At 69.9% G+C, this 24,147-nt stretch carries 24 protein-coding genes; 16 read left to right on the plus strand and 8 right to left on the minus strand.

Translation table 11 applies throughout. The features are described from left to right. Positions 1 to 78: 78 nt before the first annotated feature. From rpmB to rpsN, 3 genes are read left to right on the plus strand one after another with little or no spacing between them, the layout of a single operon-like run. Positions 79 to 315, plus strand: a complete 237-nt coding sequence (gene rpmB, locus H563_RS0107340; protein WP_022881957.1) for a 50S ribosomal protein L28 — start codon at positions 79 to 81, stop codon at positions 313 to 315. Further along, the gene (rpmG, locus tag H563_RS0107345; protein ID WP_022881958.1) at positions 315 to 482 is read left to right on the plus strand and encodes a 50S ribosomal protein L33; all 168 of its coding nucleotides are present in this window, start codon (positions 315 to 317) and stop codon (positions 480 to 482) included. Before rpmB ends, rpmG begins: the two co-directional genes overlap by 1 nt. Before the next feature lie 5 nt (positions 483 to 487). Then, the gene (gene rpsN / locus H563_RS0107350; protein WP_022881959.1) at positions 488 to 793 is read left to right on the plus strand and encodes a 30S ribosomal protein S14; all 306 of its coding nucleotides are present in this window, start codon (positions 488 to 490) and stop codon (positions 791 to 793) included. A gap of 141 nt (positions 794 to 934) precedes the next feature. On the opposite strand, the gene H563_RS0107355 is transcribed toward rpsN, so the two are convergent. Then, positions 935 to 2,182: an amidohydrolase gene (locus tag H563_RS0107355; RefSeq protein WP_022881960.1), complete on the minus strand. Its 1,248-nt coding sequence runs from the start codon at positions 2,180 to 2,182 to the stop codon at positions 935 to 937. A gap of 168 nt (positions 2,183 to 2,350) precedes the next feature. Between H563_RS0107355 and H563_RS0107360 the strand changes: the two genes are divergently transcribed. The 4 genes from H563_RS0107360 (at position 2,351) to H563_RS15515 (ending at position 7,686) form a co-directional block, all read left to right on the plus strand. Beyond that, the gene (locus H563_RS0107360) at positions 2,351 to 2,638 is read left to right on the plus strand and encodes an HU family DNA-binding protein (RefSeq protein WP_022881961.1); all 288 of its coding nucleotides are present in this window, start codon (positions 2,351 to 2,353) and stop codon (positions 2,636 to 2,638) included. A 117-nt stretch (positions 2,639 to 2,755) separates the two neighbouring features. Continuing rightward, positions 2,756 to 4,732, plus strand: coding sequence for a cytochrome c oxidase assembly protein (locus H563_RS0107365; RefSeq protein WP_027479216.1), 1,977 nt, complete (start codon positions 2,756 to 2,758; stop codon positions 4,730 to 4,732). A gap of 197 nt (positions 4,733 to 4,929) precedes the next feature. After that, positions 4,930 to 6,231 (plus strand): ATP-dependent DNA helicase, encoded by a 1,302-nt coding sequence (locus H563_RS0107370; protein ID WP_022881963.1) that lies wholly within the window; start codon positions 4,930 to 4,932, stop codon positions 6,229 to 6,231. 117 nt (positions 6,232 to 6,348) lie between these two features. Continuing rightward, positions 6,349 to 7,686, plus strand: a complete 1,338-nt coding sequence (locus H563_RS15515) for a serine hydrolase domain-containing protein (RefSeq protein ID WP_155865076.1) — start codon at positions 6,349 to 6,351, stop codon at positions 7,684 to 7,686. 30 nt (positions 7,687 to 7,716) lie between these two features. On the opposite strand, the gene H563_RS15520 is transcribed toward H563_RS15515, so the two are convergent. Genes H563_RS15520 through H563_RS15530 form a run of 5 tightly spaced genes read right to left on the minus strand, consistent with a single transcriptional unit; the run spans position 7,717 to position 13,429 of the window. After that, the gene (locus H563_RS15520; protein WP_081416188.1) at positions 7,717 to 9,399 is read right to left on the minus strand and encodes a cutinase family protein; all 1,683 of its coding nucleotides are present in this window, start codon (positions 9,397 to 9,399) and stop codon (positions 7,717 to 7,719) included. A 50-nt stretch (positions 9,400 to 9,449) separates the two neighbouring features. Beyond that, positions 9,450 to 10,937 carry a DNA-3-methyladenine glycosylase 2 family protein gene (locus tag H563_RS0107385; protein ID WP_022881966.1) on the minus strand — a complete coding sequence of 496 codons (1,488 nt, stop codon included), beginning with the start codon at positions 10,935 to 10,937 and terminating at the stop codon, positions 9,450 to 9,452. 42 nt (positions 10,938 to 10,979) lie between these two features. Then, positions 10,980 to 11,516 carry a hypothetical protein gene (locus tag H563_RS15525; RefSeq protein ID WP_022881967.1) on the minus strand — a complete coding sequence of 179 codons (537 nt, stop codon included), beginning with the start codon at positions 11,514 to 11,516 and terminating at the stop codon, positions 10,980 to 10,982. Between the two features lie 56 nt (positions 11,517 to 11,572). Beyond that, on the minus strand, positions 11,573 to 12,982 hold the full coding sequence (locus tag H563_RS0107395; protein WP_022881968.1) for an MFS transporter: 1,410 nt from the start codon (positions 12,980 to 12,982) through the stop codon (positions 11,573 to 11,575). Further along, positions 12,983 to 13,429: a MarR family winged helix-turn-helix transcriptional regulator gene (locus tag H563_RS15530; protein ID WP_022881969.1), complete on the minus strand. Its 447-nt coding sequence runs from the start codon at positions 13,427 to 13,429 to the stop codon at positions 12,983 to 12,985. Between the two features lie 97 nt (positions 13,430 to 13,526). Here H563_RS15530 and H563_RS15535 point away from each other — a divergent pair, with 97 nt between their 5' ends. Next, positions 13,527 to 13,991: a YbhB/YbcL family Raf kinase inhibitor-like protein gene (locus H563_RS15535; RefSeq protein WP_022881970.1), complete on the plus strand. Its 465-nt coding sequence runs from the start codon at positions 13,527 to 13,529 to the stop codon at positions 13,989 to 13,991. A 160-nt stretch (positions 13,992 to 14,151) separates the two neighbouring features. Here the strand turns inward: H563_RS15535 and H563_RS0107410 are convergent, their stop codons facing one another. After that, positions 14,152 to 14,706, minus strand: coding sequence for a YceI family protein (locus H563_RS0107410; RefSeq protein WP_022881971.1), 555 nt, complete (start codon positions 14,704 to 14,706; stop codon positions 14,152 to 14,154). Positions 14,707 to 14,873: 167 nt separating this feature from the next. Between H563_RS0107410 and deoC the strand changes: the two genes are divergently transcribed. The 5 genes from deoC (at position 14,874) to H563_RS0107435 (ending at position 19,669) form a co-directional block, all read left to right on the plus strand. Next, complete coding sequence (deoC, locus tag H563_RS0107415) at positions 14,874 to 15,584, plus strand: deoxyribose-phosphate aldolase (RefSeq protein WP_022881972.1); 711 nt, start codon at positions 14,874 to 14,876, stop codon at positions 15,582 to 15,584. A 97-nt stretch (positions 15,585 to 15,681) separates the two neighbouring features. Further along, positions 15,682 to 16,914, plus strand: a complete 1,233-nt coding sequence (locus H563_RS15540) for an MFS transporter (protein WP_022881973.1) — start codon at positions 15,682 to 15,684, stop codon at positions 16,912 to 16,914. A gap of 81 nt (positions 16,915 to 16,995) precedes the next feature. Then, positions 16,996 to 17,967: a MetQ/NlpA family ABC transporter substrate-binding protein gene (locus tag H563_RS0107425; RefSeq protein WP_022881974.1), complete on the plus strand. Its 972-nt coding sequence runs from the start codon at positions 16,996 to 16,998 to the stop codon at positions 17,965 to 17,967. Then, positions 17,967 to 19,013, plus strand: a complete 1,047-nt coding sequence (locus tag H563_RS0107430) for a methionine ABC transporter ATP-binding protein (RefSeq protein ID WP_022881975.1) — start codon at positions 17,967 to 17,969, stop codon at positions 19,011 to 19,013. Before H563_RS0107425 ends, H563_RS0107430 begins: the two co-directional genes overlap by 1 nt. Continuing rightward, positions 19,010 to 19,669 (plus strand): methionine ABC transporter permease, encoded by a 660-nt coding sequence (locus H563_RS0107435; protein WP_022881976.1) that lies wholly within the window; start codon positions 19,010 to 19,012, stop codon positions 19,667 to 19,669. The genes H563_RS0107430 and H563_RS0107435 overlap by 4 nt, the downstream gene beginning before the upstream one ends. A 9-nt stretch (positions 19,670 to 19,678) precedes the next feature. Here H563_RS0107435 and H563_RS0107440 read toward each other — a convergent pair whose 3' ends face one another. Next, positions 19,679 to 20,713 carry a LacI family DNA-binding transcriptional regulator gene (locus H563_RS0107440; protein ID WP_027479217.1) on the minus strand — a complete coding sequence of 345 codons (1,035 nt, stop codon included), beginning with the start codon at positions 20,711 to 20,713 and terminating at the stop codon, positions 19,679 to 19,681. A gap of 156 nt (positions 20,714 to 20,869) precedes the next feature. Here H563_RS0107440 and H563_RS0107445 point away from each other — a divergent pair, with 156 nt between their 5' ends. From H563_RS0107445 to H563_RS0107455, 3 genes are all read left to right on the plus strand, one after another. Then, on the plus strand, positions 20,870 to 21,796 hold the full coding sequence (locus tag H563_RS0107445) for a carbohydrate ABC transporter permease (RefSeq protein WP_027479218.1): 927 nt from the start codon (positions 20,870 to 20,872) through the stop codon (positions 21,794 to 21,796). A 1-nt stretch (position 21,797) separates the two neighbouring features. Next, positions 21,798 to 22,688 carry a carbohydrate ABC transporter permease gene (locus tag H563_RS0107450; RefSeq protein ID WP_022881979.1) on the plus strand — a complete coding sequence of 297 codons (891 nt, stop codon included), beginning with the start codon at positions 21,798 to 21,800 and terminating at the stop codon, positions 22,686 to 22,688. Positions 22,689 to 22,751: 63 nt separating this feature from the next. Continuing rightward, the gene (locus H563_RS0107455; protein WP_022881980.1) at positions 22,752 to 24,095 is read left to right on the plus strand and encodes an ABC transporter substrate-binding protein; all 1,344 of its coding nucleotides are present in this window, start codon (positions 22,752 to 22,754) and stop codon (positions 24,093 to 24,095) included. The last annotated feature ends 52 nt before the right edge of the window (positions 24,096 to 24,147 follow it).

Below are 24,147 nucleotides of genomic sequence, written 5' to 3' on the forward strand. Positions count from 1 at the left end.
GATCAGGTGCTTGGCGTGTGCCGACAAGAGATCTTGGGATGAGCCGTGAAGGCTCATCGGTAGTGATGGAGGAATCACATGGCAGCAGTGTGCCAGGTGACCGGCGCCGTTCCCGGCTTCGGTCACAACATCTCGCACTCTCACCGACGCACCAAGCGTCGTTTCGACCCGAACATCCAGAAGAAGACCTACTACGTGCCGTCGCTGCGTCGTAACGTCACGCTGAACGTCTCGGCCAAGGGCATCAAGGTCATCGACGCCCGCGGCATCGAATCGGTCGTCAAGGACATCCTGGCCCGTGGGGAGAAGATCTGATGGCTAAGCAGCAGGACATCCGTCCGATCATCAAGCTCCGCTCGACGGCCGGCACCGGTTACACCTACGTGACCAAGAAGAACCGCCGCAACGACCCCGACCGCCTCGTGCTGAAGAAGTACGACCCGATCATCCGCAAGCACGTCGAGTTCCGTGAGGAGCGCTAAGCACCATGGCTAAGAAGAGCAAGATCGCCCGCAACAAGCAGCGCGAGGCCGTGGTCGCCCGCTACGCCGCCAAGCGTCTCGAGCTGAAGAAGCAGCTCGTGAACCCGAACGCCACCGACGAGGAGCGCGAGGCCGCCCGCATCGGCCTGCAGAAGCTCCCCCGCAACGCGTCGCCGGTCCGCCTGCGCAGCCGCGACCAGATCGACGGCCGCCCCCGCGGCGTGCTGTCGAAGTACGGCATCTCCCGCGTCCGCTTCCGCGACATGGCGCACAACGGCGAGCTGCCCGGCATCACCAAGTCGAGCTGGTAGACCACAGCACAACGAGCGAAGGGCTCCCCTCAGGGGGAGCCCTTCGTCGTAGGTCGCCCTGCCAAGCCAGCCATCAGCGATTCGGCGGCGTGACGGCGAATCGCGCCAGCGACTCGCGCCGGGCGGGGACCGGCGCGACAATCAGAAGCGGGAGGACCGCTCGACGACCGCGCCGCCGGAGGAGGCATCCCACGTGTAGACGCGCGTGCCGGTGATGAACACCTGCTCGGCGCGGGAGTTCACGTCGAGCGGGTCGCCCGACCAGATCACGAGGTCGCCGTCGAGGCCGGGCTCGAGCGCGCCGACGCGGTCGCGCAAGCCCAGGAACGAGGCCGGGTTGACGGTGAGCGCCTCGATGGCGGTCTTGGGGTCGAGGCCCTCCTTGACGGCGAGCGACGCCTGGTGGATGAGGAAGTTGATCGGCACCACGGGGTGGTCGGTGGTGATGGCCACGCGCACGCCCGCCGCGGCGAGGCGCCCGAGGTTCGCGATCGCCCGCTTGCGCAGCTCGACCTTCGAGCGCGAGGTGAACAGCGGGCCGAAGATCACCGGAACGTCGCGCTCGGCGAGCACGTCGGCGAGCTCCGCCCCCTCGGTGCCGTGGTTGATGACGAGGCGGTAGCCGAACTCGTCGGCGAGCCGCAGCGCGGTGGCGATGTCGTCGGCGCGGTGCGTGTGCTGGTCCCAGGCGAGTTCGCCGTCGAGCACGCGAACGAGCGTCTCCTTGGCGAGGTCGCGGTCGAACGGATCGCCCTTCGCGGCGGCCGCATCCCGCTTCGCGCGGTAATTCTGCGCCTCGACGAACGCGGCGCGGATCACGGCGGCGACCCCGAGCCGGGTCGAGGGCAGCTGTTTCTTGTCGCCGTACACCCGCTTCGGGTTCTCGCCCAGAGCCGACTTGACCGACACGGCGTCGGAGATTACCTGCTCGTCCACCGTGCGCCCGCCCCAGGTCTTGATCGCGACGGTCTGGCCGCCGATGGGGTTGCCGGAGCCGGGCTTGATCACGGCGCTGGTCACCCCGCCGATCAGCGCGTCGCGGAAGCCCTCGTCCTCGATGTTGATGCCGTCGATGGCGCGCAGACCGGCACCGTTCGGGTCGGTCATCTCGTTGGTGTCGTTGCCGGCCCAGCCCTCGGCCTCCTCGTGCACGCCGAGGTGGCCGTGCGCCTCGATGAAGCCCGGGTAGACGGGCTTGCCGCCCGCATCGACGACGGGAACGCCGTCGGGGACGGGCACGTCGGCGCCGAGCGCCGAGATGACTCCGTCGGTGACGACGATGGTGCCGTTTTCGATCTCGTCGGAGGCGACGGGCACGAGGCGGGCGTTGACGATGGCAACGCTGCCGCGCGCGGTACGGATGCCGGATGAGGTGTCTGCTGAGGTCATGAGGCCATCCTTCCATGGCCGCAACACGCCGAACTTCCGCGTGTTTCCGCGGTTCTCTGCTACTTTGGCCGTGGCCAAACCGGCCCGAACGAACCGGCCCGACGGGCCATTACGTTTCACTTCTCAATACGCTGCGGAACGCAGCAGATCGTCCGAGGAGGACACCCCATGGCTGACAAGTCGCTGAACAAGACCGAGCTGGTCGCCGCACTCGCCGGTGAGACCGGTCTGAGCCAGACCGCCGTCAGTGGTGTGATCGACGCGTTCTTCACCACCGTCGCCAAGACCGTCGCCGCCGGCGGCAAGGTCACCATCCCCGGCTGGCTCGCCGCCGAGAGCACCGAGACCGCTGCCCGCACCGGCCGCAACCCGCAGACCGGCGCCGAGATCAAGATCCCGGCCGGCAAGCGCGTCAAGCTGACCGCGGGCTCGAAGCTCAAGGCCGCCGTCAAGTAAGGCAGCACGCGACGCAAAAGGCGCTCACCCAGTGAGCGCCTTTTTGCATGCCTTCCCCACGCGCCGCCGGGCTCCGCGCGGGGCGCCCTCCAAGGTGCCCCGGCCTAGGCTGGTGCGGTGAAGAGCAGAGTGCAGCGTGTCGCAGGACCTGCGGCGCTGGTGCTCGGGGCGCTCGCCGCCGTGATCGCCGCGCTCGCCTTCGGCGGGGCCAGCGCCCCGCTCGCACTGAGCGATCCGGGCCCGGTGGTGCGCTGGGGTCTGCCGATCGCGAAGCTGTTCGTCGACCTCTCCGCGGCCGGCATGATCGGAGCGCTCGCCCTGTCGGTGTTCGCCCTCGCGCCGGGAAAGCCCGAGTTCGACAAGGCGCTGGACGTGGCCGCCGGGTCCGCGGCCGTGATGACCGTGGCATCCGCTGTCGTCACCGTGCTCTCGTTCTGCGACACGGCCGGCACGCCGTTCTCGTTCACCCAGTCGTTCAGCGACCAGCTGAGCCAGTTCGTCACGCAGATCGCCCTCGGGCAGGCGTGGCTGGTCACGACGCTCACCGCGGCGGTCGTGACCGTGCTGTGCTTCGCCGTGCGCGGCCAGATCCTGCTCGTCTTCGTCACGGCGCTCGCGATCGGCTCGCTGGTGCCGATCGCGCTGCAGGGGCACGCCGCCGGAACAAGCGGCCACAACCTCGCCATCACCTCCCTCGGCCTGCACATCGTCGCCGCGACGGTCTGGGTGGGCGGGCTGCTCACCCTCGTGCTGATCCGCGGTGCGCTGCCCGGCGAGCGGCTCGTGGCGGTGCTCACCCGCTACTCGAGCTTCGCGATCGTCTGCTTCGTCGTGGTCGCCTACAGCGGGTACCTCAGCGCGGAACTGCGGGTCGGCACCTGGGCGGCACTGCTCACGCCGTACGGCGCGCTGGTGCTCGGCAAGGTGACCATGCTGATCGTGCTGGGCCTGTTCGGCGCGACCCAGCGCAACTGGCTGATCCGGCGGCTGAGGGAGTCGAACGGCGCCGCTCGGGGACCGTTCTGGGGCATCGTCGTCGCCGAGCTCGTCTTCATGGGCTTCGCCACGGGGATCGCCGCCGCGCTCGCCCGCACGGCGACGCCGGTGAAGCAGGTCGCCGAGGGCACGAGCCCGGCCGAGACCCTCACCGGCCAGCCGCTTCCGCCGCCGGAGACGCTGCACACCCTGCTCTTCGGCGCCGACGTCGACCCGCTCTGGCTGCTCGTGGCGGGCTTCGGCATCTTCTTCTACCTCGCCGGGGTGTGGCGGCTGCACCGCCGCGGCGACCGCTGGCCCGTCGGCCGCACCATCAGCTGGATCTTCGGCATGCTCGTGCTCGCCTACATCACGAGCGGCGGCATCGCCATGTACGTCGACTACCTGTTCTCGGCGCACATGACGATGCACATGGTGCTCACCATGCTGGTGCCGCTGCTGCTCGTCCCTGGGGCGCCGGTCACGCTGGCGGCGCGTGCGATCCGGAAGAGAACGGATGGCTCCCGCGGCGGCCGCGAGTGGATCCTGCTCGCCGTGCACAGCCCCGTCGCGAAGGTGCTGGCCAACCCGTTCGTCTCGGCGCTGCTGTTCGCCGGCAGCCTCTGGGTGTTCTACTACTCGCCGCTGTTCCGCTGGGCCACGGCCGACCACATCGGCCACGAGTGGATGATCGCCCACTTCCTGATCACCGGGTACCTGTTCGTGCAGTCGCTGATCGGCATCGACCCGGTGCCGTACCGCCTCGCCTACCCGTTCCGCCTGCTGCTGCTGCTCGGCACCATGGTCTTCCACGCCTTCTTCGGGCTGACCATCATGTCGGCCTCGGGCATGTTCCTGCCTGAGTGGTTCGGCGCCATGGGCCGCACCTGGGGCCAGACCCCCATGCAGGATCAGGTCACGGCCGGCGGCATCGCCTGGAGCATCGGCGAGATCCCGACGTTCGCGCTCGCCGTCATCGTGGCCGTGCAGTGGAGCCGAAGCGACGCCAGGGAGACGAAGCGGCGGGACCGCGCATCCGATCGCAGCGGCAACGCCGACGTCGCCGAGTACAACGCGATGCTCAAACGGATGGCCGAGCGGGACTCCGCGCACCGCTAGGGCCGTGCGCTACTCGGGTCCGCCGTGCGCGCCTCGGTTCCGTGAAGCGCAATGCGGATCCGAGTAGCGCAAACGCGGGCGGACGTGCGGCGAGACGCTCTTCGAGCCGGCGACTTGCTCGCCGGCGGACGTCGGATTTGCACAAGCCGACCGCGGCGCGCCGGGCGGGGACCGGCGCGCAAAACTAACATGGCACGGTGGCCCCGGCACTCTCGCGCGAACAGCAGGCCGTCTTCGACCTGATCGAGCACGGCCGGGATCACGTGTTCGTCACCGGGCGCGCGGGAACCGGCAAGTCGACGCTGCTGAACCACCTGGCGTGGAACACCGAGAAGCAGCTCGTCATCTGCGCGCCGACCGGGGTGGCCGCGCTGAACGTCGGCGGGCAGACCATCCACTCGCTGTTCCGGCTGCCGATCGGGGTCATCGCCGACCACCCCATCGACCAGTCCGACGAGCTGAAGAAGCTGCTGAACACCATCGACACCCTCGTGGTCGACGAGGTCAGCATGGTCAACGCCGACCTGATGGACGCGATCGACCGCAGCCTGCGTCAGGCGCGCAAGCGGCAGACGCCGTTCGGCGGCGTGCAGGTCGTGCTCTTCGGCGACCCGTACCAGCTGGCGCCCGTTCCGGGCAGCACGGAGGAGCGCGCCTACTTCGCCGACACCTACCGCTCGATGTGGTTCTTCGACGCCAGGGTCTGGCGCGAGGCCGAGCTCAAGATCGTCGAGCTGGTCGAGGTGCACCGGCAGCACGAATCCGAGTTCAAGTACATGCTCAACGCGGTGCGGCACGGCATGGTCACCAAGCAGATCGCGGACCGGCTCAATTCCGTGGGAGCCCGGCCCGCGCCATCCGATGGGGTCATCACGCTCGCCAGCCGCAACGACGCCGTCACCCGCATCAACCAGAGCCGGCTGGTCCGGCTGCCGGGGCGCATGCAGACCGCGAAGGCCGAGATCTCCGGCGACTTCGGCGGCCGCAACTACCCGGCGGAGGAGACGCTCGACCTCAAGGTGGGCGCCCAGGTGATGTTCCTGCGCAACGACACGCAGGGGCAGGGTGAGATGCGCTGGGTGAACGGGTCGATCGGCACGGTCACGCGCATCGCCAGCAATGTGCACGTGGAGGTCGAAGGCACCGTGCACGAGGTCGAACCGGTCACGTGGGAGCGGCACAAGTACAGCTACGACCCGGCCACGAAGAAGCTCAGCAAAGACGTCGTGGCCGAGTTCACGCAGTTCCCGCTGCGGCTCGCGTGGGCGGTGACCATCCACAAGTCGCAGGGCAAGACCTACGATCAGGCGATCGTCGACCTCGGTGCGCGCGCGTTCAGCCCCGGCCAGACCTATGTGGCGCTCAGCCGCATCACGGCGCTCGACGGGCTGTACCTGAGCCGGCCGCTGCGCCCCTCCGACATCATGGTCGACCGCGACGTCGAGCGGTTCATGGCCGACGCGGGGCGAGCCCCGCGCGTGGCGCAGACGGCAACATAACGAGCACGTCACGCCGTCAGGGCATCCTCGGGAAGCCCGTCGCCCGGTCTCATAGACTCGTTCGGGACGGCGACTTCCAGGGGTGGAGACCACATGCGGGCAATGATCGGACGGCGGGTGAGACGCGCGCTCGCGGCCGTGTCGATCGGGTTGACCGCTGTGCTGCTCGCCGGCTGCTCGCTGGGCGACGACAAGCCCACGGTCGACGCGATCGGCTCGCAGGACGAGGGGCGGATGCCCCAGGCCACCGCCGACTCGCTCGACAAGGCGCTGAAGAGCGCGCTCGAGATGAGCGGGGCGACCGGGGCGATCGCCGGTGTCTGGGCTCCGTGGTCGGGCGAGTGGAAGGCGGCGGAGGGGGCCGCGGCCGAGCCATCCGATTCGAAGTCCAAGAAGTCCGGCCCCGACATGACCACCTCGATGTCCTGGCGCATCGGCTCGGTCACGAAGCCGATGACCTGCACCGTGCTGCTCAAGCTGGTCGAGGCGGGCAAGGTCAAGCTCGACGACAAGGTCACGACCTATCTGCCCCGGCTCGTCGGCATCGGCGACTACACGCTGGAGCAGCTGTGCCAGAACACCAGCGGCATCGCCGACTACTGGAGCGAGCTCTACCCGCAGGCGGTCACGAACCCGCAGCGCACCTGGGACGAGGTCGAGCTCATCAACAGCGCGCTCGGCACCCCCGTCGGCAAGCCGGGGCAGCGCTTCGGATACAGCAACGCCGGTTTCGTGCTGCTCGGCATGGCGCTGGAGGCGGTGACCAACCAGTCCATGTCCGAGCTCTACGCCGAATACGTCGAGAAGCCGCTCGGGCTGACCTCGACGGGCGTGCCCTCCGGCACGAGCCTGCCCTCGCCGGCCGCGCACGGCTACGCCGCCGACGAGGATCCGATCACCGGCCACCGGGATTGCACGGCGACGGTCGACGTGACGGCCCTGTCGCCCACCTTCATGCAGGCCTCGGGCGCGGTGGTCAGCGACCTCGACGACACCGCCTCCATCGCGCATGCGGTCGCCGCCGGCGACCTGGTGAACTCGGGCCTGGCCAAGCAGCAGCAGACCGCCATCACCATCTCGAGCAAGGCGCCGTCCTGGGCGACCTATGGCCTCGGCGTCGAGAAGATGGGCCCGCTCGTCGGGCATGCGAGCGCGGTGCCGGGGTATCTCACCGCCGCCTACAGCGACCCGGCCACCGGCCTCACCGTCGTGGTGATGCTCAACGACTCGACGAACGGCGCCGCGTTCGTGCGCACCCTCGCCCTCGAACTCGCCTCGATCGCCTCCAAGGCGAAGGCGAGCGACGGCAAGAAGACGCCCGTGGTGGGGCTGCCGTGGACGGCCACGCAGATGCAGCAGGCGCTCCCCTACCTCGACGTGTGCGGGAAGAGCTACGGCAAGACCTCGTCGAACAGCACGGTCGCCGCGATCACGCGGATCGGGCCGGCGTACTGAGCCGCTGCGGGGTCGTGAGCGTCGGCGCGCTCAGCGCCGGCCCGGGCGCCCCGGTCCGCCGGAGCGACCCGCCACCAGCGTCACGACGAGCACGGCGACGATGAGGCCGAGGCCGACGGCCCACGCGAGTTCCGGGTCCACGAGGGTGGTGCGCGGGACCGGGAGTGCCAGCGGCCGGTCGCCGTCGGCGTCCGAGTCCGTGTCACGGGCGTGCGGGGTGACCGTGACCTGCCGCGACGCGTCGCTCGCGCCCACGCTGTTGACGGCGTAGACGCGGTAGTCGTGCCGTGAGCCGTTCTTCAGGCCCGTGTCCGTCCACGACACCGTGTCCTGGCCCGGCGTGAGCGGGGTGAACGCGGCGAGGAGCTTTCCCGGTCCGTCGCGCACCGCGTAGAACGCCGCGCCGTCGACGACGGGCCAGCTGAGCGTGGCCGTGCCGTCGCCGGATTCGCCCTTCACCTGCGTGGGGGCGGACGGCGAGATCACGGGCGTCGCGACCACCTGCACGTTGACGGATGCCCCGCTCGTCGCCCCGCTCGTCGTCGTGACCGACACCCGCACGGTGTGCTCGCCGCGCTCGTCGAAGGTGGTGGTGAGCACAGGGTCGGCGGTGTACAGGTCTCGGGCATCGGCGGTCCCGGCGTCGATGACCCAGTGGTAGCTCACCACCGGGTCGGCGGGATCGCTCAGCGTGCCGCCCGCGTTGAACCGTGCCGGTGCGCCGACCTCGGCCGAGCCATCCGCTGTGATCGTCGCCGTGGGCGCATCGCCGCTGGAATAGATCGGCAGCCCCATCGCCTGCCGCAGGTACTGGGCCGCGTTCAGCGTGTCTCCGCGCAGGTACGTCGTGTGCTGGCTGAAGATGCTCGGGTGCCCGTCGTCGTCGGCGCTCGCGGTCACGATGTGGGCGAAGTCGCGCACGGGGTAGTCCACGCCGTCGATGGTGCGGTCGTCGACGAGGCCGCAGATCGGGTCCCCGTTGTGGCAGTAGTCGAAGATCGGGGTGTCGCCGAAGGCGTCGGCCCAGTTCTCGCCGGACGGGGTCGACGGGCCGCCCAGGTCCCCGCCCGTGTGCACGAGGTAGCCGTCGAGGTCGGGGTCGTAGTTGCCGTAGTCGTGCGCGGTGGCGGATGCGGTGAAGTAGGTGCTGCCGAAGAACACGGCGGCGCGCAGGGATTCGCGCGCCGCGGCGGTGGTCTCGTTGACGGCGTCGACGATGACCTCGGCCCCCTGCGAGTAGCCGCCCACGATGATGCCCGTGTCAGGGCACTCCCGGTGCACCCGCTCGATCTCGGCCGCCGCCGCGTGCGCGCCGAGCTCGGCCGACTTGAGGTAGGCGGCGGCCGTGTCGCCGAACAGCGCGCCGGTGCTCAGCACGTCGACGCCGATCGCGGGGTACGGCACGCCGTAGGCGGCGACGGTCACCCCTTGGGCGCTCGCCGTGTGCTCGATGCGCTCGTACACGTCGTGCAGTTCGCCGCCCATGCCGAGGTTCCCCGTCGTGTACCGCGTCGCGGCCGGGGTCGAGTTGTCCTCCCCGGAGCCGCGGGCGGCGATGAACTCGAAGTCGGCGCAGTCGGGCGGCGCGGTGCCGCTCACGGGCGCGGCGGCGTCCGGGCTGGGCGCCGCGATCGCCGGCGGACCCGCGACGAGCGCGCCGGCGCATGCGAGCAGCGCGGCGGATGCCGCAGCGAGCAGCCGTGTCACACGCATCCAGGCCACGGTACCCGGCGTTGCTCAAGGGGTGATCCACCCGGGCCCGCTCACACCAGGTAGGCGGCCTGCGTCCACAGCTGCATGAGGGCGTAGCCGCGCCAGGGCGACCAGGCGGCGGCGATGACGGATGCCTCGCGCGCCGTCTTCACCCCGAGGGACTTCTTCAGCACGAGGTCGTCGGGGGTGAACGCGTCCGGATCGCCGAGGGCGCGCAGCGCGATGTAGTCCGCGGTCCACGGGCCGATGCCGGGCAGGGCGAGCAGCGCCGCGCGGGTCGCGGTGCGGTCGGCGCCGGGGTCGAGGGTCAGCCCGTCGGCGATGGCGGCGGCGAGCGTGCGCAGCGCGGCGGTGCGCGGGCCGGTGAGGCCGATGCCGCGCAGCAGTTCGGGCGGAGCATCCGCCGCCGCACTCGCCGCGGGGAAGGCGTGCAGGCCCGACTCGCCGACCGGCTCGCCGAGCGCGGCGACGAGCCGCGCGGCGAACACGCGGGCCGCTTTCAGCGAGACCCGCTGACCGATGACGGTGAGCAGCGCCGTGGCGGCTCCGTCGAGCGAGCCCGGCACGCGCAGGCCGGGCCGCCGGGCGAGCAGCGGCCCGATGCGCGGGTCGCCGCCGAGCGCCTCGGCGATGAGGTGCGGGTCGGCGTCGAGGTCGAGCCAGCGGCGCAGCCGGGAGACGATGAGGGTGAGGTCGGCGATGTCGGCGGGGCGGATGCGCACCGTGAGGTGTTCCTCCCCCGAGCCCTCCCAGTCGACGGTCGCGAGGGCCGGGCCGTGGGGCGCGGGCACCGGGGTGGTGAACGAGCCGTCGGCATCGAGCAGGTCCATGCCGCTGACGGCATGTGCCCGCTGGAACGCCCGCAAGGCCTGCGCGTCGTAGGGAGCCCGGTGCCGCAGGCGCAGCACGATGGTCGGCGCGGCGTCGGAGGCGGGGCCGCCGAGAAGGGGCGCGCCGGCCGAGGCATCCGTCGTCGGCCGTGCGAAAGCGGACGGCGGCGACCCGAACTCGGCGCGCATGACGTCGTTGAACTGGCGCACGCTGCCGAAGCCCGCGGCGAACGCCACGTCGACGAGCGGCAGGCGGGTCTGCTCGATGAGGGTGCGGGCGGTCTGGGCGCGCCGCGTGCGGTTCAGTTGCGCAGGCGAGGCGCCGACCTCGGCGACGAGGATGCGGTGCAGGTGACGTTCGCTCACCGACAGGCGCCGGGCGAGGCCGGAGACGCCGAGCTCGTCGACGGCGCCGTCGCGGATGGCGCGCACCGCGCGGGCCGCGAGGTCGCCGCTCGCATCCCAGTGCCGGGAGCCCGGCAGGGAGTCGGGCCGGCAGCGCTTGCAGGCGCGGAAGCCGGCGGCGACCGCTGCGGCCGCGGTGGGGAAGAACACGGCGTTGCGGCGCAGCGGCTTGCGCGCCGGGCACGACGGGCGGCAGTAGATGCCCGTCGTCGTGACGCCGAGGAAGAACCGGCCGTCGAATCGCGGGTCGCGCCCGGAGGCGGCGCGGTAGGCCACCTCGGGGTCGATGGTGCTCGGGATCACGACTTCATCTTCGCGCCGCCGCGGTCGCGCGGGTGGCGGGAATCAGACCTCGGGATCGCCGGAGCCGGAGCCCCTCTTGCGCCCCGGGCGGGGCCGTCGCTCCGGCCGCGCGTGGCCGGCCGCCTTCTCGCTCTGCACGACGGAGTTCACCGTGAAGAAGAGGCACAGCACCGGCATGAGGACGACGAGCAGCCAGAAGACCCAGACGGGCCAGTCGTACGCCTCCGCGAGCTCCCACGTCTCCTTCCCGGCGATCAGGTAGGCGCCCGCCGCGACGATGAGCCAGCCGCGGGCCTTCTGCGCGAATCCGACGAACTGCTCGCGCAAGTCCTGCGGCAGGGCCGCCATGGCCGCCTGCCGGTGGTCGCTCTGCGCGCGCTGCATCAGCACGTAGGCCACGGGAGGGAGGAGCCACCACCAGCCCGAGACCCGCTTCGGCTGCGGCACGTCCCGGGTCGCCGCGACGATGCTCTCGCGGTCGAGCTGCTCTTCGCGCAGCTCGATCGAGGCCTGGAAGACCGGGCCGGCCACCAGCAGCCAGGCGCCCGCGAAACCGACCCAGAGGATGAAGAGCTCCACGGCGACACAGTAGCGCGGCGCGGGCGCGGGGGCTGGCGCCGCGGCTGCCGCTCAGGTCACTCGGGCGCCGGGCCCTCACCCACGCGTTCCGACTTCGGCGACCGCAGCGCGGGGTCGACGAGGGCGAGCAGGGCGGCGAGCCCCACGATCACCGCGATGGCCAGGCCGAGGGCGTGCAGCCCGCCGTCGGTCGGCGCGGTGGGGAAGGCGAGCCCGATCGCCGCCGACGACAGGATCGACCCGAGGTAGACGGCCGTGCGCGAGAGGCCCGAGGCGGTGCCGAGCTGGTCGCCCGGTGCCTGACGGTAGAGCGCCTGCTGGTTGCTGACCGACGCGAGTCCCTGCGGCACCCCGAAGATCGCGGCGGCGAGCAGCAGCAGCCACAGCGGGCTGGAGGCGTGCAGCAGCATCAGCAGCAGTCCGCCGAGGAAGGGGATCGCCCCCGACAGCACGAGCGGCAGCTTGAGGCGCCGGTTGCGCGCCACGGCGACCGAGGTCAGTGCGGCGAGCACCGCGGTCGGCAGCTGCAGCCAGCCGGCCTGGTCGGCCGAGTAGCCGGCCGAACCCTGCGTCCATTGGCTGAAGCCATACATCATCGTGTACGCGCCGAAGTAGATCAGCAGCATCCGCAGGTAGGTGCGGCTGAGCGCGCCGTTGCGGCGCAGCATGCGCACGTCGATGAACGGATGCGTGCGCCTGAGCGACCACCACAGCAGAACGCCGAGCAGCACCACGGTGAGGCCGACCAGCCACAGGTTCGCGACCGACAGGTCGAGCAGGAACACGAGCAGGGCGGCCAGCGCCCCGGCGAACAGGGCGACGCCGAGCGGGTCGACGTCCTTCAGGCGGGGCTTCGGTCCGGAACGCTCCGGGCGGGTCGCGTCGGAGGGCACGCCAGCGATGGTCAGTACCAGGGCGATCGCGGCGAGAGGGATGTTCACCAGGAAGATCGACTCCCACCCGAAGGCGCCGATGAGCAGCCCGCCGAGCACGGGGCCGACGGCGGCGGTGGTCTGCGCGGCGATCGAGATCGCCGAGAGCAGCGCGGGCGGCGTCTGGCGCGCGAGGCGGATGCTCTGATCCCGGATGAGCGCCATCGCCGAGGGGTAGGCGGCCGAGGTGCCGATGCCGATCAGGATGCGCGCGACGAGCACCGCTGGGAAGGTGTGCCAGAGGTTCGGCAGGATGCCGGCCACGAGCACCACCACGAGGCCGACCAGGTAGACCCGCCTCGGCCCGAAGACGTCGGCCAGTTTGCCCATCGTCGGCTGGGCGATCGCGCTGGCGAGGTAGAGGCCCGCGACGAGCCACACGACCACCGAGGTGGCCACGTGCAGGTCGCGGCTGATGGGCACGAGCGCGACGGCGATCATGCTCGTGTTGATCGGGTTGAGCACGGGCCCGATCAGCACGGGCGTGATGAAGCGCCAGCTGAATCGGCCGGTACCAGCCGGCGCGTCGGTCACTTAGGAGGACTCCTCTTCGATTTCGATCTTCTTCATCACGCCCAGGCTGCGGGCGACGAGCTCGCGGTCGGCCTCCGTCAGGCGCGTGGCGAGCAGCGCGACGAGGTCGGCGCGCCGCGCTTCGTCGGTGCGCATGATCACGGCGGCACCGGCATCGGTCAGGGCGAGCAGTTCGCGTCGGCCGTCGTCGGGGTCTTTCGTCTTGAGCACCCAGCCGCGCTCGACCAGCTCGGCGACCACGGCGCCCATCGACTGCGGCGTGATCTGCTCGCGCCTCGCGAGCTCGGCCGTGGTGAGCCGGCTCTTGCGGCGCAGCCAGGCCAGCACGGCCTCGTGCCGGGGGGCGAGCCCGCCGACGCTGCGGCCGCTGCGCATGGCGCGGCGCAATCCGTTCATCATGTCGCGGATCTGGTCGGCGAGCTCCTCGGGGTCGATCGGGGTGCTCACCGTGTCAGTATAGTAAGGAAGCCTTCCAATATTCCGTGCCGTAAGGTTCCCTGTCGTAACCGTCTCTGCCGTAACCATCCCTGTCGATCGGAGGACCATGGGCATCGCATCCCCCATCGGCCGCGCCCTGCGCTCGCGGCGCGCCGGCGAGCAGGCGCTCGCCTGGTACCGCCCCGAGCTGCAGGGGCCCGAGACCCTGACCCTGACCAGCCCCGCCTTCGAGCACGGCGGTCGTATGCCGGCCTCGACGGCCGCGGGGCGGGCGGGCGGCAACACCTCGCCCGAGCTCGCCTGGTCGGGCGTGCCGACGGATGCCGCATCCCTGATGCTTCTCGTGCAGGACTACGACGTTCCGCTGCCGAAGCCCATCACCCACGCGCGGGTGAACGGAATCGCGCCCGACATCACCCGGATCGCCGAGGGCGGCATCCGCGGCTGGCACGGGCCGGGACCGATCCCGGGGCACGGGCCGCACCACTACGTGTTCCAGCTGTTCGCGCTCGACGAGTCCGGGCGGGTCGTCGCGCGCGGCCGGCTCGACGGCCTCTACGAAAGGGACTGACCTCATCGAGCGGGGTCTCCTCGAGGCGGCGCCGTTCGCGCTCGGGTCGTTCCAGCCCGCGCAAGCTGATGGCCGTCGCGATCGACGCCGGCGGGCCGGCCGCGCGAGGGGTTCATCCGTCGATTATCGTCGGCGACCCCTCGCGCGCCGTCGCCAGGGCTCAGGCCTGGAGCGTCGCCTCGAGGTCGATGTTGATCGTGACCTCGCTGCCGATGAGCACGCCGCCGCCCTCGAGCGCGGCGTTGTAGGTCAGGCCCCAGTCCTCGCGCTTGATCTTGGCGGTCGCGGTCGCGCCGGCCTTGTAGTTGCCGTACGGGTCCTGCTGGAAGCCGGCGAACTCGAAGTCGAAGGTCACCGGCTTGGTGGTGCCCTTGATGGTCAGGTCGCCGTCGACCTTGAAGTCGCCGCCCTCGACGCGCACGCCGGTGGAGACGAACTCGATGAAGGGGAACTTGTCGGCCTCGAAGAAGTCGCCGGTGCGCAGGTGCTGGTCGCGGTTGGCGTCACCGGTGTTGATGGAGGCGACCTCCGCCTTGGCGGTGACCGAGCTCTCGAGCGGGTTCTCGGCGGTGACGAACGTCGCCTCGAACTTCTCGAACTTGCCCTTCACCTTGGCGATCATGAGGTGGCGGACGCTGAAGCCCACCTCCGAGTGGGTGGGGTCGACGGTCCAGGTGCCGACTTTGTAGCCGGGGATTTCGATCGTGTCGGTCATGCTTGCTCCCTGATGGTGTCGTGGCCGAGGCGAATGCCCCGCTGCATGCATGCAAGGGTATCGAAGTGATCGGTATTCCCTACGATCTGTGATGAAGATCAAATGGTGAAGTTCTGGCGACGGGTCGGCGCGAGCGCGGCCGCGGCGCGTGGGGGACAATCGGGAGCATGACCGGATCCGCCGCCGAAGCCGCCGCCGAACTCACCCCGACCGAGGTCGCCCGCTACATCGACCACACGCTGCTGAAGCCGGAGGCGACGCACGCCGACGTCGCGGCGCTCGTCGCCGAGGCGATCGAGCTCGGCACCTACTCGGTCTGCGTCTCGCCCTCGATGCTTCCGGTCGAGGTGCCCCTCGAGGCCGACCTCAAGGTGGCCGTCGTGTGCGGGTTCCCGAGCGGCAAGCATTCCTCGACCGTGAAGGCCGTCGAGGCGGCGGAGGCCGTGAAGCTCGGCGCCGACGAGATCGACATGGTGATCGACGTCGGCGCGGCCAAGGAGGGCCGCTTCGACGCGGTGCGCAGCGACATCGCGGCCGTGCGCGCCGCGGCTCCGAGGCCGATCGTGCTGAAGGTCATCATCGAGTCGGCCGTGCTGAGCGACGACGAGATCGTGGCGGTGTGCCGGGCGGCCGTCGATGCCGACGCCGACTTCGTCAAGACGTCCACCGGCTTCCACCCGGCCGGCGGCGCGAGCGAGCACGCCGTGTGGCTGATGCGCGAGACGGTGGGGCCGGACTTCGGCGTGAAGGCCTCGGGCGGGGTGCGCACCATCGAGCAGGCTCGCGCGATGATCGCCGCGGGCGCCACCCGGCTCGGCGTCTCGGGCACGCGGGCGCTGCTGGCGGGGGCGGCGGCGGCCGGCGGCTCGAGCTACTGACCGCACGCCTGCGCCGAGCGGTGCGAAATCACCCTTCACGCCGTCGCTCAAGGGTGATTACTGAGCTTTCGGCGGGCGCCCCGGCAGAATAGTTAGCGTGAGCGAAGAATTCCGCCTGCGCTCGATCGCGGTGTCGGCCTACGGGCCGGCGACGCTGTTCGGGCTGGCCGAGGGTTCGATGCTCCCCGTCATCGCGTTGAGCGCGATCGACCGCGGCGCGACCACGTCGATCGCGGCACTGGTCGGGGCGCTGCTCGGCATCGGGTCGATCGTCACGAACATCCCCTCGGGCATCCTCGCCACCCGGATCGGCGAGCGCCGCTCGATGATCGTCGCGGCCGTCGTCACCCTGGTCGGTCTCGCGTTCTGCCTCGTCGATCTGGGCGACGGGCCGGCGTCGCTGCTGCTCTACGGCGCGGGGGTGCTGCTGATCGGCGCGGCGAGCTCGGTGTACAACCTCGCGCGCCAGTCGTACCTGACCGAGATGGTGCCCGCGCACATGCGCGCCCGCGCCCTGTCGACCCTGGGCGGCACGATGCGCATCGGGGTCTTCCTCGGCCCGTTCATCGGCGCCGGTGCCATGCAGCTGTGGGGGCTGCCGGGCGCCTACTACGTGAGCATCGTGGCGATCCTCGCCGCCGGCGTCATCGTGTACCGCGTGCCCGACCTCGAGATCTCCGCGGAGCGCCGGGCGGCCGCCGCGCAGGTGACCACCTGGGGCATCACGAAGCAGTACTGGCGCACCTTCGCGACCCTCGGCATGGGCGTGCTGCTGCTCTCGGCGATCCGGCAGACCCGGCAGACCGTGATCCCGCTCTGGGCGGCCCACCTCGGGCTCTCCCCCACGACCTCGTCGATCATCTACGGCATCGCGGGCGCCATCGACGCGCTCACCTTCTACCCCGCGGGCAAGGTGATGGACCACTACGGCAGGCGCTGGGTCGCCGTTCCGTCGACCTTCGTGCTCGGCATCTCGTTCGTGCTCATGCCGCTCACGCACGGCGCCGTCACGCTCGCGCTCGCCGCCATGGTGATGGGCTTCGGCAACGGCATCGGCTCGGGCATCGTCATGACCCTCGGCGCCGACACCTCGCCCGCGATCGGCCGGCCCACCTTCCTCGGCATCTGGCGTGAGCTGGCGGATGCCGGCAGCGGCATCGGCCCCGTCATCCTGTCGGTCGTGACCGCGGCAGCCGGACTGGGCCTCGGCATCGTGGTCAGCGGCGCCGTCGGATTCGCCGCGGCCGCGGCCCTCTGGGCCTGGGTGCCGCGGCGCCCGCCGAGCCGCGAACGGGTCGCCGGCGCAACCTTGCGGAACACTGCTACATAGTTCGCAACACGTTTTCACCGGGCCGCGCCGGCCCTCGCATAGTGGAGTCCTCCCACCCGAGAACCACCGAGAGGACCACCCATGTCCGAGCCCGTACTCCCCCCGAAGCTGCCCGAGAAGCCCCGCCGACGCACCGGCACGATCGTCGGCGTCGTCATCGCCGCGGTCGTCGTCATCGTCGCCGCCGTGATCATCGTCGTGAACGTCGCGAAGCCGGATTCCTCGAGCGCGGCCGGCACCCAAGCATCCGATGCGAAGCCCCAGACCGTGTCGATCGGCGTCACCGACGCCTCCCAGCCGTACTGGAAGATCTACACCGAGCTCGCCAAGAAGAAGTACAACGTCACGGTCAAGCTCGTGAACTTCAGCGACTACAGCCAGCCCAACCCGGCGCTCAAGCAGAAGCAGACCGACCTCAACGAGTTCCAGCACATCGAGTTCCTCGCCGACTACAACGTCAAGAGCGGCGACGACCTGCAGCCGATCGGGCCCACCGCGATCTACCCGCTGCCGCTGTACTCGCTCAAGTACCAGGACCCGTCCGACCTGCCCGCGAACGCGCAGGTCGCGATCCCCAACGACGCGATCAACGAGGCGCGCGGACTGCTCGTGCTGCAGTCGGCCGGGCTCCTCGAGCTCAAGGACGGCGGCTCGCCGTTCTCGACCACCGCCGACATCACCTCCTCGAAGGTGAAGATCACCACGCTCGACGCCGCCCAGACCGCGCGTGCGCTGCAGTCGGGTTCGGTCGTGGCCGCGATCGTGAACAAGAACTACGCGACGGATGCGGGCCTGCCGAAGTCCGACATCATCGCGAAGGACGACCCCACCGATCCCTCCGCCCAGGCGTACGTCAACGCGTTCGTCGCCCGCGCCGAGGACAAGGACAACAAGCTGTACCAGAAGCTCGCCGCCCTCTACCTCGACCCGCAGGTGAAGAAGTCGGTCGAGCAGGTCAACGGCGGCGACGCCGTCTTCAGCGACCTGACCGCGAAGCAGCTGCAGGACCTGCTCAAGAAGACCGAGCAGCAGGAGAAGGCGGCGCTGAAGTAATGAGCGCACTCGTCCGACTGGAGGCGGTCAGCAAGAGCTACGCCACCCCGGCCGGAACGGTCACCGCCGTGCAGGATCTCTCCCTCGAGGTGGCGCAGGGAGAGATCCTCGGCGTGATCGGCTATTCCGGCGCGGGCAAGAGCACGCTCGTGCGGCTGGTCAACGCGCTCGAGAAGCCCACCTCGGGCCGCGTGTTCGTCGGCGACGACGAGCTGACCGCGCTGCCGGAGAAGCGGCTGCGCGAGGTGCGGCGCGAGATCGGCATGATCTTCCAGCAGTTCAACCTGTTCCGCTCGCGCACGGTCGCCGGCAACGTGGCGTTTCCGCTCAAGCTCGCCGGCGTGAAGCAGCCCGAGCGGGATGCGCGGGTGGCGCGCCTGCTCGACTTCGTCGGCCTGCTCGAGAAGGCGCACGCCTACCCCGAGCAGCTCTCGGGCGGGCAGAAGCAGCGCGTGGGCATCGCCCGGGCGCTCGCGACCGACCCGAAGCTGCTGCTCGCCGACGAGGCGACGAGCGCCCTCGACCCCGAGACGACGGCCGACGTGCTGGCGCTGCTGAAGCGGGTGAACCGGGAGCTCGGCGTGACCATCATCGTCATCACGCACGAGATGGAGGCGATCCGGGCGATCGCCGACCGGGTGGCCGTCATGGACTCCGGGCGGATCGTCGAATCGGGTCCGGTGTACGACGTGTTCGCGCATCCGTCGACGACCGCGGCCGCGCGCTTCGTCGCGACCGTGCTGCACGACCGGCCGTCGGCCGACACGCTGACCCGCCTGCGCGCGGCGCACCCGGGCCGGCTGGTCACCTTCGCGGTGCCCGAGCAGAAGGGGTTCACCGGCCAGCTGTCGCGCGCGTTCGCCGACCACGGGGTGGAGAACGAGATCGTGTTCGGCGGAATCGGCGAGCTGCAGGAGCGCTCGATCGGCGCGCTCACCTACGAGCTGACGGGTGCGGATGCCGCGATCGACGCCGCGCTCGACGCGCTGCGCGCGCGCGGCGTCGACCTCGTGGAAGAGGTCGAGCTGGAGGAGCAGACGGCATGAACGACTTCATCGGATCGATCGACGTCTACCTCAGCGCGATCTGGCAGACGCTGTTCATGGCGCTGGCCTCGCTCGTCGTCTCGGGCATCCTGGGGCTCGCGATCGGGGTGCTGCTGTACGCGACGCGCCCCGGCCACCTGCTGGAGAACCGGGTGGCGTACACGGTGATCAACGTGGTGGTGAACATCATCCGGCCGATCCCGTTCGTGATCTTCCTGATCGCGATCGAGCCGCTGACCATCAGGGTGATCGGCACCTACATCGGCGTGTACGCGGCGACGTTCGCGATCGCGATCGGCGCCTCGTTCGCCGTGGCGCGCATCGTCGAGCAGAACCTCGTCGGCGTCGACCCCGGCGTCATCGAGGCGGCGCGCGCGATGGGCGCGGGGCCGCTGCGGATCATCGCGACCGTGCTCATCCCCGAGGGTCTCGGCCCGCTCACGCTCGGCTACACCTTCCTGTTCGTGGGCCTGATCGACATGTCGGCCCAGGCCGGCGTGATCGGCGGCGGCGGGCTCGGCGAGTACGCCATCACCTGGGGGTCGCAGCGGTACAACTGGACGATCGTGTACATCGCGGTCGCGACGATCATCGTCATCGTGCAGCTCGGCCAGTTCGTCGGCAACCGGCTCGCCCGGCGCGCGCTGCGGCGGTAGCAGCCGGTCTCAGCGGTACGGCGCGGTGGAGTCGCGCACGATCAGGGTGTTGGGCAGGGCGCGCAGCCCCGGCTCGTGCCGCTCGCCGTCGATCGCCTCGAGCAGCAGCTCGATGGCCAGGGCGCCGACCGCCCGGAAATCCTCCCGCACCGTGGTCAGCGGCGGCCAGTAGTACGCGGCGTCGGGGCTGTCGTCGAAGCCCACGACGCTGACCTCGTCGGGCACCCGTCGCCCGCATTCGTGCAGCGCGCGCATGAGGCCGAGGGCCATCTGGTCGTTGGCCGCGAAGACGGCGGTCACCGACGGGTCCCTGGCGAGCCGCAGCCCCGCCCGGTAGCCGGATTCGGCGCTCCAGTCGCCGAGCACGGGCGGGGGCACCGGCCGCCCCTCCGCTTCGAGCAGGCGCCGCCACGCGAGCTGGCGATCGGATGCCGCGTTCATCCGGTGCACGGGCCCCGAGACGTGCCACACCGTCGGATGACCCAGCTCGAGCAGGTGGCGCACGGCGAGCTCGGCGCCCTGGGCCTGATCGGCGTTGACCGACACGCGGTCGTCGTACTGCTGCGAGTCCACGAGGATCGACGGGATGCGCGTCGGGAAGCGGATGGCGTGCTCGAGGATCTGGTGGGCCTCGAGCACGATCACGATGCCGTCGACGCGCTCCTGGTCCAGCCGCTCGAGGGCCTTCGTGATCTCGCCCGTCGACGGGTCGCCGATCGTCACCAGGTCGAGCGAGTAGTCACGCGCCGTCGCGGCGTTGCTCACGCCCTCCAGCACGTGCACCGGGCCGAAGTTCTCCAGGCTGAACATCAGCACGCCGATGCTCTGGAACCGGCCGCTCTTGAGCGCCCGAGCGGCGCTGTTGGGCCGATAGCCGAGCGTGCGCATCGCGGCGAGCACCCGTTCCCGGGTGTCCGCGGCCACGGCCTCGGAGCCGTTGGTCACCCGGGAGACGGTCTGCCCGGACACGCCGGCCAGGCGCGCGACGTCGAGCATGGACGCGGGGCGGGGAGCCTGGGGCCGGGTCATCCGATCGCTGCTCATGCCCGGCGCCTCTCTCGTTATGCGTCTCGTTATGTGTTCGTCATGCGAGGCGCGCGCGACGATGCTTGACACGCGCGACTGGCCACATGCTACGCTCGCGGCCATTCGATGTTTACGTAAACAGTTCGCGTAAACGTTCCTGCGACGGAAGTAGCGATGACAACGATGTCAGCGGCCGCGCCACAGGTGGCGCACGAGCGGCGCCGAGCGCGCCTGAAGACCAGACTCAATCTCGCGGGCGCGGGGTTCGTGACCCCGTTCCTGATCGGCTTCGCGCTCCTCGTGATCGCGCCCGTGCTCTACTCGCTGTACCTCAGCCTGTTCCGCACGCAGCTGATCGGCGGCACGAGCTTCGTCGGCCTGGAGAACTACACGCAGGCGTTCACCGACCCGAAGTTCTGGTCCGGCGCGCTCCGGGTGCTCGTGTTCCTCGTGGTGCAGGTGCCGATCATGCTCGTGCTCGCCCTGATCGCCGCGCTCGCCGTCGACAGCGGCCGGCTCTACGGGCGCTCGTTCTTCCGCCTCGCGATCTTCCTGCCCTACGCCGTGCCGGGAGTGGTGGCGGTGCTCATGTGGGGCTTCATGTACAGCGACCGGATGGGGCTGACCGGGTACGTGAACGACCTCTTCGGGGTGCAGCTGATCACGCCGTACACGCGGCAATGGATCCTCACCGCGATCGGCAACATCGTGACCTGGGAGTACGTCGGCTACAACATGCTGATCTTCTACTCCGGGCTGCGCAGCGTGTCGACCGAGCTCTACGAGGCGGCCGCGATCGACGGCGCCGGGCAGATGCGCACGATCTTCTCGATCAAGCTGCCGGCCCTGCGCGGCTCGATCGTGGTGGCGACGATCTTCTCGATCATCGGCAGCTTCCAGCTCTTCAACGAGCCGAACATCCTGAAGACGATCGCCCCCACCATCGTGACGACGAACTTCACCCCCAACATGTACGCCTACAACCTCAGCTTCGTGGGCCAGCAGGTGAACTACGCGGCGACCATGGCCATCATCATGGGCGTCGTCACGGCCGTGATCGCATACGTCGTGCAGCTGCGCGGCAGCAGGCAGGAGTTCTGAGATGTCCGCCGCCACTCCGCGCCTCGCGCGCAAGCAGTTCACGCCGCTGCGGCCGAAGAAGTCGGTCGGCCTCACGGTGGTCATGCTCCTCTTCGTCGTCTACTCGCTGATCCCGCTCGCCTGGCTCGTGATCAGCTCGACCAAGACTCAGGACGCCCTGCTGAACTCCTTCGGCCTGTGGTTCTCGGGCAAGTTCGCCTTCTTCGACAACATCGTCTGGGCCCTGACCTACGAAGACGGCATCTTCGTGCGCTGGCTCCTCAACACGCTGATCTACGTCGTGGTCGGCGCGGGTCTCGCCACGATCCTGGCGACGCTCGCCGGCTACGGCCTGGCCAAGTACGACTTCCCCGGCAGGAAGGTGGTCTTCGGCGTGATCCTCGGCGCGATCGCCGTGCCCGGGACGGCCCTGGCGGTGCCGACGTTCCTCATGTTCAGCAAGCTGGGGCTGACGAACACGATGTGGGCGGTGATCCTGCCCTCGGCGATCTCGCCCTTCGGCCTCTACCTGATCTGGGTGTACGCGACCGACGCGGTGCCGACCGAACTGCTGGAAGCGGCGCGGGTCGACGGAGCGGGCGAGCTGCGCACCTTCCTCACCATCTCGCTGCGGCTGCTCGCGCCCGGCGTCGTGACGGTCTCGCTGTTCGCCATCGTCGCGACGTGGAACAACTACTTCCTGCCGCTGATCATGCTCAACGACCCCAAGCTCTACCCCTTGACCATCGGTCTGCAGAAGTGGAACGCCGAGGCCGTCGGCATCGGCGCCCAGCCCGTGTTCACGCTGGTGATCACCGGCGCACTGCTCACCATCGTCCCCATCGTGATCGCGTTCCTGTTCCTGCAGCGCTACTGGCAGACGGGACTGACCGCGGGCGGCGTCAAGCAGTAACACCCACCACCCACGCCATCCATCCCCATCCCCTCCAACGACGAAGTGGAAGGAAACACAGCAATGAAGACCAACATCGCGCGGGCCCTCGCGGCCGGCGCACTGGCCGCCCTCCTCGGCGGCACCCTGGTCGCCTGCTCCGGCGGCGACACCGATGCCGCCGGCGGCGGCAAGAGCGACGCGGCCGCGCTCGACGCAGCTCTGAAGAAGGGCGGCACGATCGAGTACTGGACCTGGACGCCACAGGCGAAGGACCAGATCGCGGAGTTCGAGAAGGAGTACCCCAAGGTCAAGGTCAACCTGACCGACACGGGCGGCGCCGGCGACTCGAACACCAAGCTGCAGAACGCCATCTCGGCGGGCAAGGGCATCCCCGACGTGGTGCAGGTCGAGTACCAGTCCGTGGGCCAGTTCCAGCTGCCCGGCTACCTCACCGATCTCACCCAGTACGGCTTCGCCGACTTGAAGAGCAAGTACACGGCCTCGACGTGGGCGAACGTCACGCAGAACGGCGGCATCTGGGGCCTTCCGCAGGACAGCGGCCCCATGGCGCTGTTCTACAACAAGGACGTCTTCGAGAAGTACGACCTGACCGTGCCGACGACGTGGGACCAGTACATCGCCGACGCCAAGAAGCTGCACGAGGCCGACCCCACCAAGTGGCTGGTCAATGACACCGGCGACGCGGGCCTGGCCACCAGCCTGATGTGGCAGGCGGGCGGCAAGCCGTTCAAGATCAACGGCCAGAAGGTCACCATCAACACCGACGACGCCGGCGTCAAGAAGTACTCCGACATGTGGAGCCAGCTGATCGACCAGGGCCTGGTGGGCAACATCTCGGGCTGGTCCGACGAGTGGTACAAGGCGCTCGGCGACGGCACGATCGCGACCGTGACGCTCGGCGCGTGGATGCCCGGCATCCTCACCTCCGGCGCCCCGGACGGCGCCGGAAAGTGGGCCGTGGCCCCGATGCCGACCTACGACGGCGGCGAGGCGGTCACCGCGGAGAACGGCGGCAGCACCGAGGTCGTGCCGAAGGGCGCCTCGAACCCCGTGCTCGGCGCGGCGTTCCTGCGCTGGCTGAACTCCAACGAGAAGAGCATCAAGGTGTTCATGGACGACGGCGGATTCCCCGCCACCGTGGCCGACCTGCACTCGGACGACTTCCTCAACTACAAGAGCGACTACTTCGGCGGTCAGCAGATCAACAAGGTGCTCGCCGCGGCGGCCGACTCGGTGATCAGCGGCTGGCAGTACCTGCCCTGGCAGGCGTACGCCAACACCATCTACACGGATGACGTCGGGCCGGCCTTCCAAGACAAGTCCGATCTCTACGCCGGCATCCAGAAATGGCTGAATGACAACGTGAAGTACGGCAAAGAGCAAGGGTTCACCGTGAACGGATGACCCTGCGGGCGCTGCCCTCCGAGCATCGCCCTGACCCGAGCACTGCCCTGAC

Origin of the sequence: Gryllotalpicola ginsengisoli DSM 22003, assembly GCF_000419445.1 — a bacterium.
Classification (GTDB): Bacteria; Actinomycetota; Actinomycetes; order Actinomycetales; family Microbacteriaceae; genus Gryllotalpicola; species Gryllotalpicola ginsengisoli.

Coding starts and splice junctions, on each gene's coding strand:
- rpmB (WP_022881957.1), top strand. CDS start 79: ATGGCAGCAGTGTGCCAGGTGACCGGCGCCGTTCCCGGCTTCGGTCAC.
- rpmG (WP_022881958.1), top strand. CDS start 315: ATGGCTAAGCAGCAGGACATCCGTCCGATCATCAAGCTCCGCTCGACG.
- rpsN (WP_022881959.1), top strand. CDS start 488: ATGGCTAAGAAGAGCAAGATCGCCCGCAACAAGCAGCGCGAGGCCGTG.
- H563_RS0107355 (WP_022881960.1), bottom strand. CDS start 2,182: ATGACCTCAGCAGACACCTCATCCGGCATCCGTACCGCGCGCGGCAGC.
- H563_RS0107360 (WP_022881961.1), top strand. CDS start 2,351: ATGGCTGACAAGTCGCTGAACAAGACCGAGCTGGTCGCCGCACTCGCC.
- H563_RS15520 (WP_081416188.1), bottom strand. CDS start 9,399: ATGCGTGTGACACGGCTGCTCGCTGCGGCATCCGCCGCGCTGCTCGCA.
- H563_RS15535 (WP_022881970.1), top strand. CDS start 13,527: ATGGGCATCGCATCCCCCATCGGCCGCGCCCTGCGCTCGCGGCGCGCC.
- H563_RS0107410 (WP_022881971.1), bottom strand. CDS start 14,706: ATGACCGACACGATCGAAATCCCCGGCTACAAAGTCGGCACCTGGACC.
- deoC (WP_022881972.1), top strand. CDS start 14,874: ATGACCGGATCCGCCGCCGAAGCCGCCGCCGAACTCACCCCGACCGAG.
- H563_RS0107425 (WP_022881974.1), top strand. CDS start 16,996: ATGTCCGAGCCCGTACTCCCCCCGAAGCTGCCCGAGAAGCCCCGCCGA.
- H563_RS0107430 (WP_022881975.1), top strand. CDS start 17,967: ATGAGCGCACTCGTCCGACTGGAGGCGGTCAGCAAGAGCTACGCCACC.
- H563_RS0107435 (WP_022881976.1), top strand. CDS start 19,010: ATGAACGACTTCATCGGATCGATCGACGTCTACCTCAGCGCGATCTGG.
- H563_RS0107440 (WP_027479217.1), bottom strand. CDS start 20,713: ATGAGCAGCGATCGGATGACCCGGCCCCAGGCTCCCCGCCCCGCGTCC.
- H563_RS0107445 (WP_027479218.1), top strand. CDS start 20,870: ATGACAACGATGTCAGCGGCCGCGCCACAGGTGGCGCACGAGCGGCGC.
- H563_RS0107450 (WP_022881979.1), top strand. CDS start 21,798: ATGTCCGCCGCCACTCCGCGCCTCGCGCGCAAGCAGTTCACGCCGCTG.
- H563_RS0107455 (WP_022881980.1), top strand. CDS start 22,752: ATGAAGACCAACATCGCGCGGGCCCTCGCGGCCGGCGCACTGGCCGCC.